Source organism: Klebsiella pasteurii, from assembly GCF_018139045.1.
GTDB classification, from domain to species: Bacteria; Pseudomonadota; Gammaproteobacteria; order Enterobacterales; family Enterobacteriaceae; genus Klebsiella; species Klebsiella grimontii.
Genome location: NZ_CP073236.1, coordinates 2,740,183 through 2,749,855, shown reverse-complemented (window position 1 = coordinate 2,749,855; position 9,673 = coordinate 2,740,183). Strand labels below are relative to the sequence as shown.

General features: G+C 54.4%; 11 protein-coding genes. 4 read left to right on the top strand and 7 right to left on the bottom strand.

All coding sequences use genetic code 11. The annotated features are described in order from the left end of the window. Positions 1 to 6 precede the first annotated feature (6 nt). Together KCG39_RS12860 and KCG39_RS12855 are read left to right on the top strand one after the other, a co-directional pair. The gene (locus KCG39_RS12860; RefSeq protein WP_049115106.1) at positions 7 to 258 is read left to right on the top strand and encodes an acyl carrier protein; all 252 of its coding nucleotides are present in this window, start codon (positions 7 to 9) and stop codon (positions 256 to 258) included. Between the two features lies 1 nt (position 259). Further along, complete coding sequence (locus KCG39_RS12855) at positions 260 to 991, top strand: SDR family NAD(P)-dependent oxidoreductase (protein ID WP_004124193.1); 732 nt, start codon at positions 260 to 262, stop codon at positions 989 to 991. 26 nt (positions 992 to 1,017) lie between these two features. Here the strand turns inward: KCG39_RS12855 and KCG39_RS12850 are convergent, their stop codons facing one another. The 3 genes from KCG39_RS12850 to KCG39_RS12840 are packed head-to-tail and all read right to left on the bottom strand — an operon-like array spanning position 1,018 to position 3,470. Beyond that, entirely contained in the window at positions 1,018 to 2,283 is a 1,266-nt protein-coding gene (locus tag KCG39_RS12850; RefSeq protein WP_142468450.1) for an HD domain-containing protein, read from the bottom strand. Further along, positions 2,249 to 2,737, bottom strand: coding sequence for a FidL-like protein (locus tag KCG39_RS12845; RefSeq protein WP_112166443.1), 489 nt, complete (start codon positions 2,735 to 2,737; stop codon positions 2,249 to 2,251). The genes KCG39_RS12850 and KCG39_RS12845 overlap by 35 nt, the downstream gene beginning before the upstream one ends. Further along, the gene (locus KCG39_RS12840; RefSeq protein WP_142468449.1) at positions 2,730 to 3,470 is read right to left on the bottom strand and encodes a winged helix-turn-helix domain-containing protein; all 741 of its coding nucleotides are present in this window, start codon (positions 3,468 to 3,470) and stop codon (positions 2,730 to 2,732) included. The genes KCG39_RS12845 and KCG39_RS12840 overlap by 8 nt, the downstream gene beginning before the upstream one ends. A gap of 171 nt (positions 3,471 to 3,641) precedes the next feature. On the opposite strand from KCG39_RS12840, the gene KCG39_RS12835 reads away from it, so the two are divergent. Further along, a complete protein-coding gene (locus KCG39_RS12835) occupies positions 3,642 to 3,962 on the top strand; it encodes a FaeA/PapI family transcriptional regulator (RefSeq protein ID WP_004124187.1) in 321 nt (106 codons plus the stop codon). A 762-nt stretch (positions 3,963 to 4,724) separates the two neighbouring features. Beyond that, positions 4,725 to 5,876: a lactaldehyde reductase gene (fucO, locus tag KCG39_RS12830; protein ID WP_087829831.1), complete on the top strand. Its 1,152-nt coding sequence runs from the start codon at positions 4,725 to 4,727 to the stop codon at positions 5,874 to 5,876. A gap of 111 nt (positions 5,877 to 5,987) precedes the next feature. Here the strand turns inward: fucO and KCG39_RS12825 are convergent, their stop codons facing one another. Genes KCG39_RS12825 through KCG39_RS12810 form a run of 4 tightly spaced genes read right to left on the bottom strand, consistent with a single transcriptional unit; the run spans position 5,988 to position 9,610 of the window. Continuing rightward, complete coding sequence (locus KCG39_RS12825) at positions 5,988 to 6,767, bottom strand: heme ABC transporter ATP-binding protein (RefSeq protein WP_087829829.1); 780 nt, start codon at positions 6,765 to 6,767, stop codon at positions 5,988 to 5,990. After that, complete coding sequence (locus KCG39_RS12820; protein ID WP_004124183.1) at positions 6,760 to 7,755, bottom strand: FecCD family ABC transporter permease; 996 nt, start codon at positions 7,753 to 7,755, stop codon at positions 6,760 to 6,762. Before KCG39_RS12820 ends, KCG39_RS12825 begins: the two co-directional genes overlap by 8 nt. Then, positions 7,755 to 8,573 carry a heme/hemin ABC transporter substrate-binding protein gene (locus tag KCG39_RS12815; RefSeq protein ID WP_049115738.1) on the bottom strand — a complete coding sequence of 273 codons (819 nt, stop codon included), beginning with the start codon at positions 8,571 to 8,573 and terminating at the stop codon, positions 7,755 to 7,757. The genes KCG39_RS12820 and KCG39_RS12815 overlap by 1 nt, the downstream gene beginning before the upstream one ends. Beyond that, positions 8,570 to 9,610, bottom strand: a complete 1,041-nt coding sequence (locus KCG39_RS12810) for a hemin-degrading factor (RefSeq protein ID WP_049115737.1) — start codon at positions 9,608 to 9,610, stop codon at positions 8,570 to 8,572. The genes KCG39_RS12815 and KCG39_RS12810 overlap by 4 nt, the downstream gene beginning before the upstream one ends. Between the last annotated feature and the right edge of the window lie 63 nt (positions 9,611 to 9,673).

Genomic DNA, 9,673 nt, shown 5'->3' with positions numbered 1-9,673 from the left:
TAATTTATGATTGCCTATGATGATGTTCTACAAAAAGTGTGTGAAATGATTTGCGATGCGAAAGACCTGGAACCGGATGAGGTGGATGAGAATACGCCGCTGGTTCGGCTGAAGTTGGACAGCCTCGACTACGTCGAGCTCATGGTGCTGGCAAAACGTGAATTCAATATCACCCTGGAGGCGGACTGGTTTATTCACAATCCAGGGATAACGCTTGGCGAACTCTGCCAGCACATCAGTAAAGAGTCAGGCAGCTAATATGGCACAAAAATGGATACTGATTACCGGAGGCAGCCGCGGCATCGGTCGGGCGCTGGTCACCGGCCTGGCGCAAAGCTGGAACGTGGTATTTACCGGACGCGATGAGGAGGCGATGAACGCCACCCTGGCGGAGTGTGAAAATTCAACCCACCGGGTGCGGGGATACGCCTGCGACGGCAACGACGAATCGCGGGTGGAGCAGCTTGCGCAGACGCTGCTGGCCGAGCGGGGGGCGCCGGAAGCGATTATCCACAATGCCGGGATAGCTCGCGACGGCCTGCATATTCACCAGAACGCCGCGCTCTGGCGCGAGGTTTTGGACACCAATGTGATCTCAATGCTTAACTGGAACCGGGTGCTGCTGCCGGCGATGCTGATGCAGCGGCGCGGCTCCATCGTGATGATGTCGTCGGTCAGCGCGGTAAAGGGCAACGTCGGCCAGACGGCGTATGCCGCGAGTAAAGCGGCGATGGGCGGCATTGCGCGCTCGCTGGCGCTGGAGGTTGGGCGCTTCGGTATTCGCGTCAACTGCCTGGCGCCGGGCCTGATTCGCACGGAAATGCTCGAAGAGATACCCGCGCAAAAATTAAAAGAGATGCGCCAGGCGATACCGCTGCGCAGATTGGGCGAAACCCACGATGTGCTGCAGGCGGTGGCGTTTTTAATCGGTGAGGGGAGTCAATATATGACCGGGCAAACCCTGGTTCTGGACGGCGGATTGAGCGCCTGAGTCGTGCGATCAGACCGTTTTAGCCTCTAAACGGAGTGAGTGAGTTGCGCAATGCGATTCACTAACTTTTTTATTTCGCCCGCGGTAGCACGGTAGATCTGAATAATCTGTGAAGAATATTGCGCAATCAGAGACAACATCAACGGGGGAATTTCCTCTCCCGGATTATTTTTAATTAACTGCGCCAGCGATTTCTCTTCCGCTTTTGGCCCATTGAGCGCATGGACCACCCGTCGACTTACCGCAATAAGCATGGCTTCCGGTTGCAGGGCTTTATTATGCCACTGCGCCGACGCGGGATCATTTTGCATGGCCAACCACTCAGAAATATCATCAATACCTTCAATGAGATAAAAATAACGCTGGGCTTTATCCGATGACCCCACCCGCTTTGGCGGCGGGCTATGATCCAGGCAGGAAATATTATGCAGTAATCCGCCAATCTCAACTTTTAGGGCTTGCGTGGCGCTCATCTCCATTTTTGTTGCCAGATAACCGGCAATATGTCCGACGGCCGCGGAGTGCCACGGCGTCTGCTGGCTGAACTGATCGATAATAAAAGAGACCAGCTCGGCAATGTCGCGAAGGTTGTGCAAAGAGAGCGTGTCGTTATGGACGCCGGAGATCGCTTTAATGTAATCGCGATAGTCGGTGGAGGCCATAACCGACCAGAAATAGTCATCGGCGGAGAGGATTCGGAAGGCCTGAATATATTCTTGCTTATAGAGAATGGGGGCGCCGGCGGCGGCGATGTCGACCAGCCTTTTGCTTAATAATGGGATATGTTCGGTGCGGTGCTGGCAATACAGAACATCCAGTCGGTCAGCGAAGAATAACAAATGGCTCTCTTCGGGCACCTGCTCGCCTTCACTATAATGCCCAAGACCGTTGCGCCAGTGGGTATGGTGATAGCGAACGATTTTGTTGAGCGGACGAAACAGCGGAATGCGGCTAAGTAATTCGCTGCCGATGAGCGCATGATGGTTGTCTTCGTTATCAATATAGTTAAGCGGTTCAAGACGCGATTTTTCATTTAATCCTCCGACATCATGAATGAGCGCCGCCAGAATGGTTTTACGCCGCTGGGCCGCAGAAAAATCGACTAACTTAGCCAGATGCGATGCGATAAACGCCGTTCTGACATGGTGCAGATTGAGCCGGGGGTTAATCATATCAATGATATTCGCGATGCTGCCTAAGGTTGGTAGTAAATGTATCGTCATGATATCGGCATAATTAAAATTAATGAGATGAATCTCAATCAATGATTGTATTCTGACGCTGGCAACCATATTGTGGGAACGTTTGATTACCGAATAAAATAGTATCATCATTAACGTGATTGATATAGATGATTCGATCATTAGTTTGGTTGCCAAAGAGATTTTGCCGGGCGATATTTTCAGGCGTATTGTCGGCGTGATGGCGAGTGATTTGCGAATCAATGATATAAAAGAGATGACTGGTCGCGGTGGTTCTTTTTAATGTGATAGCGATGGTGCGGGAGACAATGTATTTATCGCCATTGCTGGTGAGCAAACCCTCAAGGCTGATTAAAAGACGGTTATTAGAAAGCTGGGCGGATAGCAAGCCCTGTGAGCGGAGAATATTCTCATTTATATCCTCAGTGAGATCGTACTGTGATTTACAGGAAAAGGTGTCATGGCTGTGGATATCTATATAGAGGAACGCAGCGAATACCAGCGTCAGGGCAGTGGCCAGAAATATTACAGCGTATTTACGCATTTTTTATTTCCTTATAGTAGTAACTGTGGCATTGCTGGTCCTTTATATCACATTTGAGGATGAATATATCCATATAAATACCTAAGCCTTGTTGCTGATTTAATTGTCGGTTGAAAAGGTAGATTTTCTTAGGCGTCGAACAATCAAGCCCAGAGGGGAACAGTTTTTTATTGCTGAGTATTTCGTGCGTGCGCTGGGCGCCAGAGCCATAAATAGTACATTTATCCTGGATGAAAACCAGCGTAGAGGGCTGTTTTTTAAACATAAAAAAAGATGAAAGCAGCAGCAGGCCTGTCAACGCCAGGATAAAAGATATGACCGCTTTGCGATGCTGCAATAGCAAACTACGCCGGGGCAGTTCGGCGGTAAGCATCGGGAGCGTGAAGGAGGATGAATAATCATTATCGCTGGTGATAATGACTTCCTCAGAAATCTTAAAGCCGATTCGCGGTACCGTAATAATCACATTTTTCTCAATGCCCAGATCGGCAAGACTACGACGCAGCGTTGAGATGTATTGATTAAGATTGCTATTTGAGGGCCTGGCGCCATATTTCTCAAACACCGACTGAAAAATATCAACGCGAGAAATAATATCCCCTCGGTACTGTAACAGATTGGTAAGGAGGCGAGTGGAAGTCGCAGAGAGTTCAATACAATCACCGGTCAGCAGATTGACCAGGGATGCTTCCTCAGTATCAAATGTAATAAATCCCTCTATATCGAACCGCATTTTTATCTCCGCACGGAATTAAAAATTCACTCTTTATACCAGGGTTTTTATCATAAAAAAAAGTGAATTTCAGATAAATGTACTGTTTAAGTTGAAATTTAAAGCTAATGTTGCCGTTTTCGTGGGGTCAATCCATACTGCTGTGTACTGAATGACAGAAGGAGCTGACTCATGAAGATTTCATTTTCATCCTGTACCCCACATTCAAATCAAAATTCTGTAACCGCAGTTGAGAGTTTGCGCTCATTGATGAGCTCAATGGGCATCAATAAATTCTCCGGGGTCGTCGTACCAGAGCAGGAGTATATTCTTTATGTTTTAAAAGAACATGGACCTGAGGGGTTGCTTACTCGGGAATTAGCGGACAGGTGCGAAATGTCAATATATAAAGTCAGACATTTACTACTGCCGTTGGAAAAGTTTGGTCAGGTGAACAGGATAAAAGTTAATAAGCATCATAAATGGTATTTTTATAATAAAAATGTTGACTAATAGGCATACTAACAAGAGGCTATGATGTTTGCAATAAATATAGATCTCTTAGGCGTTTTTTTTAATTTTTTATGATTTTTGAGAATTAATATCTCGCAAATAACAGAGAATATTCTTAATAATGAAAATTTCGTAACTCTTAAAAAATCTGCTGCGCTATCCGCAGGGTGATAAGCAATTATCCATAATGACAGATAAATCTTATGCGATGTTTGTAAGCGATGGCCAGCGCCGGGGATAGCCGCTTTTGTTGAATAAATAACCTTTTTGTTAAATAAGTGTTAAGTTTGCGGTGTGCAATCTGCGGCGGTGTACGTCGGGAGTGTATGGATAAGGCGGTGGGGAGTAAGCAACGGATGTACAGAATAATCGCAGAGCGTGGGCATAAAATATCGTTGTCGTCTGCGCGAAGCTAGCCTGTTCATTTTGCGCCGCGGCATAAACGACTTTTTTGCTACACGGACAAATCCGGTAGTAAAAGAGAAATAGTGTGATCAACTTCAATAATATTCATCGTGAGTTAATGTTCTTTTGCCAGCTTATATTGTTGTGAGGTTTAGCGATGTCATTAAATTTGCGGGTGATGATGTCCAGTATGCTGGACAAAGCTGATGGCAAATGTGCGATGGGTTAATTAACTGAGATTGCGTGTAGGGCAATTAGGGCGTTATTTGATATTAAATAATAAAACGGCTACGTCAGTCACGTTACTGTAGGGCTAAATATTATGGTTATCAAACACTCAGATTGAGGGAAGCACGCATGGCTTACAGAATGATTTTAAACGAAACCTCTTATTTTGGTCCCGGCTCGATTCGCTGTATTGTCGATGAAGTCAAAAAACGCGGCTTCAAAAAAGCGCTGGTGGTCACTGATAAGGATCTGATTCGTTTTAACGTTGCGACAAAAGTCCTGGCTATTCTCGACGGAGCCGGGCTGCCTTACAGCATTTTTGATGACGTTGTTCCGAACCCCACCATTGAGGTTGTGCAGCAGGGCGTAGAGACGTTTAAGCAGTCGGGCGCCGACTACCTGATCGCCATCGGCGGCGGATCACCGCAGGATACCTGTAAAGCAATAGGCATCATTATTAATAACCCCGAGTTTGCCGACGTTCGCAGTCTCGAAGGCGGGGCCGATACCAAAAACGCCGCCGTACCGATGATCGCGATCCCAACCACCGCCGGTACGGCGGCGGAAGTGACCATCAACTACGTGATTACCGATGTCCAGAACCGCCGCAAATTTGTTTGCTATGACCCGCACGATATCCCGTTGGTGGCGATTATTGACGCTGAAATGATGGCCAGTATGCCTGCCAGCCTGAAAGCGGCGACCGGCGTCGATGCGCTGACCCATGCGATCGAAGGTTACATTACCAAAGGCGCATGGGAACTCACCGACATGCTGCATCTGAAGGCCATTGAGGTGATTGGCCGCTCGCTGCGCGCTTCGGTACAGGGCGACGCGCAGGGCGCGGAAGGCATGGCGCTGGGGCAATATATTGCTGGGATGGGCTTCTCAAACGTCGGTTTGGGGCTGGTCCACGGCATGGCCCACCCGCTGGGCGCATTTTACGGCACGCCGCACGGCGTGGCCAACGCGGTGCTGTTGCCGCATATCATGGCCTATAACGCCGAATGTACCGGCGAGAAGTATCGTGATATCGCTGTTGCACTGGGTAATCAGTCGGCGGCAACGATGCCGATTGACGCAGCGCGACAGGCGGCGATAGAGGCGGTGGCGCAGCTGAATCGCGACGTGAATATTCCGGCGCGTCTGCGCGACGTGGGCATGAAAGAAGAAGATATTGATGCTCTGGCCGCCGCGGCCCTGGCGGACGTATGTACCGGCGGCAATCCGCGCGATACCAATCTGGAAGAGATTAAAGCGCTGTATCGGCAGATCTTCTAATTTGCCAATCACAACGAAGCCGGTAAACGTATCGGCTTCGTTGTTTATAAAGGAACGTTTTCACAGGACGGGCAGAGCGTTAGCCGCCGTCGGCACAATCATTTCCTCGGCTCACGGCGCCAGATAGACCTGCGGAACGGCCGCATCGGGATGTTCGCCTGTGCTGACCTCCGCGCCGTACCAGCGGCTGATAATCGGCTGCTGGATCACTTCCTGCGGCGTGCCCTGCGCCACCAATTTCCCCTGATGCAACAGCAGAATCCGATCGGCCCACAGCGCCGCGAGGTTAAGGTCGTGCAGCACTATGCAGACGTGCAGGCGGCGGCTGCGGGTCAGGCGTTTGAGCAAGCGCAGCAGGTGCTGCTGGTAATAGAGATCCAGCGCTGAAGTGGGCTCATCGAGAAACAGCCAGCCCTCGGGCGCGCCATCGCGCCACAGCTGCGCCAGACAGCGGGCCAGCTGCACCCGCTGCTGTTCGCCGCCGGAGAGGGAAGGGTAGCGTCTCCCGGCCAGATGATCGCAGCCGGTCTCTTCCATTACCCGGCGGATCATCTCCTCATTTGGCGTGCCGCCCCACGGCGAGCGGCCCATGGCGATAACCGTTTCGATCGGCCAGTCGGCGTGCAGCTGGGTTCGCTGCAGCATCACCGCCCGGCGACGGGACAGCGCCTCTGCCGACCAACTCTCCAGCGGGCGGCCTTCCACCAGCCGTTCGCCGTCGTCGGGGGTTAAAAAACCGGTCAACAGGCGCAGCAGGGTCGACTTACCGGCGCCGTTGGGGCCAATCAGCGCCGCCATCTCGCCGCCGCGGAGCTGGAGCGAGACATCGTTAACAATCTGGCGGTGACCCAGACGCAGCGACAGCGAACGCGCGCTATAGCGGTTATCCATGCGTCTCTTTCTCCCGACGAAAAATCAGCCACAGAAACCACGGCGCGCCAAGTACGCTGGTCAATAGCCCGACCGGCATCTCCGCGGGAGCGGCAACGGTGCGCGCCAGCGTGTCGGCCAGCAGCAGTAGTATCGCGCCGCACAGCAGCGAACCGGGGACCAGGCCGCGATGGTCCGGCCCCAGCCACATCCGCATCAAATGCGGCACGACCAGGCCGATAAAGCCGATAATCCCGCTGATGGCCACCGCCGACGCCACCAGCAATGCGCTGCACAACAGCAGTAGCCGCTGCAGGGCGCGAACGTTGACGCCCAGATAGTGCGCCTCTTCATCGCCCAGTTGCAGCAGGTTAAGCCGCGAAGCCATCGCCCACACCACGAGGGAGGCCGGGATCATCAACGTGGCCGCCACCAGCAGCGTCGACCATTCCGCCTGCCCGAGGCTGCCCATACCCCAGAGGGAAAGCTGGCGCAGCTGAGTATCGTTGCTGATCCACGCCAGTACTCCGACCAGCGCGCCGCACAGGGCGTTAATGGCGATGCCGACCAGCAGCAGGCGCGACAGCGAGGCGTCTCCCGCCCGGCTGAGGATAAAAATCACCACCATCACCGCCGTGCTGCCGATAAACGCCGCCAGCATCGGCGCGTATAGCGCCACGATCAGCGGCACCGACAGGGGCAGCACCAGCCAGCAGGCCACCGCCAGCGCCGCGCCGCCGCTGATCCCTAACAGTCCCGGATCGGCGAGGGGGTTGCGAAACAGCCCCTGCATCACGCAGCCGGAGAGCGCCAGCGCGGCGCCGACCAGCAGCGCCAGCAGCACACGCGGTAGGCGAATGGTCAGCCAGATGTTCCTCAGGATCTCATCGCCGGCGGGCAGCAGGCTGGTCAACGGCAGGCGCATGGCGCCCAGGGTCGTAGCGAGCAGCGTCAGGATGACCAGCAGCAGCGTCATTAACCACAGATGACGGGCAGGGCGGGAGCGCATCAGGGCAGTTGCTCCGCTTTTTGCCGCAGCGCGAGCACCGCCTGCGGAGTGCGCGGACTAAAGCCGAGCAGGGCCATATCATCTATCACCAGTACCTGCTTATGGCGTCCCGCAGGCGTCTGCGCCAGCCCGGGCAGCTTCCATAGCCCCGTTTCGCCGCCCATGCCTTTCAGCCCATCGGCGGAGATCACCACCAGGTCCGGATTACTTGCGATAACGCCCTCCTGCGACATGCTGCGATAATGGTCGAAGCTCTGCATGGCATTTTGCAGCCCGGCCGCCCTGATTGCGCCATCCGCCGCGGTTTGTTTCCCGGCCACCATGGTATTCATACCGCCGTGGCTGAGAATAAACAGCACCCGCTTGTTCACGGGCTGGGAAGGAATTTGCGCAATCTGCTGATGAACCTTCTGGCGCAGGGCGTTACCTTCGCTCTGCTTACCAAGGGCGTCGGCAATCACGGCAATTTTTGTCTCGATAGCCGGAAGGTCGTAGCCGCCCGGTACGTTGATTACCTTAACCTTATTCTCTTCAACCTTTTTCAGCACCAGCGAGGGCTGCGCCTGGGCGCTGGCCAGCACCAGCGTCGGCCGCAGGGAGAGGATCCCCTCGGCGCTCAGCTGGCGGATATAGCCGACATCCGCCAGGCTCTGCGCGGCGGCAGGCCAGGTGCTGGTGCTGTCTTTCGCCACCAGTTGCTGCTGGGCATCAAGCGCATAAACCACTTCCGTGACGTCGCCGCCGAGCGACACAATCCGCTCGGCGGCGGCGCTGGCCAACAGCGGGAACGCCGCAAGCAATATCAGCCAGCGCTTCATACCAGTAGCCCTTCGGTGGTCAAACGATCGACCTGCGCACGCCACTGCGCCTGCTCCGGGTGGCCTTCGCTGCGTTGACCGAACAGCTGTGCGATCTGCGTGCCGTCTTTGGCGAACAGCTCGACGCTGGTGACGTGGCCATCAGAGGTCGGTTTGCGGGTCACCCAGATCTCATCCACGCTCTCCTCGCGCAGATGCAGGGTAAACGCGGTGTTGAAGATATTCAGCCAGCCGCGCATCGGGGCGACCTTTTCCAGCGCGCCGGTGAAGATCTGCACGCAGCCGCGGTTGCCGACAAAAATCATGATCTCGTTGCCATCCTGGCGGATGGTTTCCAGCAGGCCCGGCAGCGTCCGGGTGTCAATGCGGCAGGCGAGGTCGTCGCTGACCAGGCGGAAAGCCTGCTGGCGCGACAGGTTATATTTTCTCAGCAGGCCGAAGAACTGGTGAACGTCGGTCATGGCGCGCCATTCGTTTTCCAGCGCCTCGCCGTCGGCGGAATCAGCATATTTCAGCGGAGCGGCGGGGCGAATCGCCAGCGGGGCAGGCGATTGCTGCGTATGCTCGGCAATCAGCGCATCCCAGGCCGCCATGTCGGTATTCCCGGTGGTGTAAACCTTGAGCAGCGCGTCGCCGTGCGGATCGAAGAACTGGATGCTCTGGCGGCCGTTGTCGTTCAGGCGAAAAGCGCTGGCCCACTGGCTGAGAAACAGGCGCAGATCGAGGGCGCGCGGGTTGAGCACCAGCCCGGCGTGGCCGCTCAGATGCTGATGGGTAAATTCGCCAACCTGCTCATGCACTGCGTATTCGTTGCGGCAGATGCATTTGGTTTCCCCCACGGCTTCGAGCGCCGTCAGAATGGCGCGGGCATCGTCCCGCAGACGTACGGCATCGTAGCCCTGGCGGGCTTCGGTCAGTTCGGCTTCGCTAATCCCCATTTCGGCGGCGATATCCCGGGCGTATTTCGCGGAAGATTGCGCTTTCGTGGCCAGATAGCGCTGCCACAGCGGGAGATGTTGCGCTTGGGTGTTGTGCATAATTCACATCCTTCTCTACGATGAGTTTCCCCGGCGCGCGGCCGGGGAGCAGGTTTCTTATTA

Excerpts from the sequence above, each read along its gene's own strand:
- KCG39_RS12860 (WP_049115106.1), top strand. The coding sequence starts at position 7 with ATGATTGCCTATGATGATGTTCTACAAAAAGTGTGTGAAATGATTTGC.
- KCG39_RS12855 (WP_004124193.1), top strand. The coding sequence starts at position 260 with ATGGCACAAAAATGGATACTGATTACCGGAGGCAGCCGCGGCATCGGT.
- KCG39_RS12850 (WP_142468450.1), bottom strand. The coding sequence starts at position 2,283 with ATGGTTGCCAGCGTCAGAATACAATCATTGATTGAGATTCATCTCATT.
- KCG39_RS12845 (WP_112166443.1), bottom strand. The coding sequence starts at position 2,737 with ATGCGTAAATACGCTGTAATATTTCTGGCCACTGCCCTGACGCTGGTA.
- KCG39_RS12840 (WP_142468449.1), bottom strand. The coding sequence starts at position 3,470 with ATGCGGTTCGATATAGAGGGATTTATTACATTTGATACTGAGGAAGCA.
- KCG39_RS12835 (WP_004124187.1), top strand. The coding sequence starts at position 3,642 with ATGAAGATTTCATTTTCATCCTGTACCCCACATTCAAATCAAAATTCT.
- fucO (WP_087829831.1), top strand. The coding sequence starts at position 4,725 with ATGGCTTACAGAATGATTTTAAACGAAACCTCTTATTTTGGTCCCGGC.
- KCG39_RS12825 (WP_087829829.1), bottom strand. The coding sequence starts at position 6,767 with ATGGATAACCGCTATAGCGCGCGTTCGCTGTCGCTGCGTCTGGGTCAC.
- KCG39_RS12820 (WP_004124183.1), bottom strand. The coding sequence starts at position 7,755 with ATGCGCTCCCGCCCTGCCCGTCATCTGTGGTTAATGACGCTGCTGCTG.
- KCG39_RS12815 (WP_049115738.1), bottom strand. The coding sequence starts at position 8,573 with ATGAAGCGCTGGCTGATATTGCTTGCGGCGTTCCCGCTGTTGGCCAGC.
- KCG39_RS12810 (WP_049115737.1), bottom strand. The coding sequence starts at position 9,610 with ATGCACAACACCCAAGCGCAACATCTCCCGCTGTGGCAGCGCTATCTG.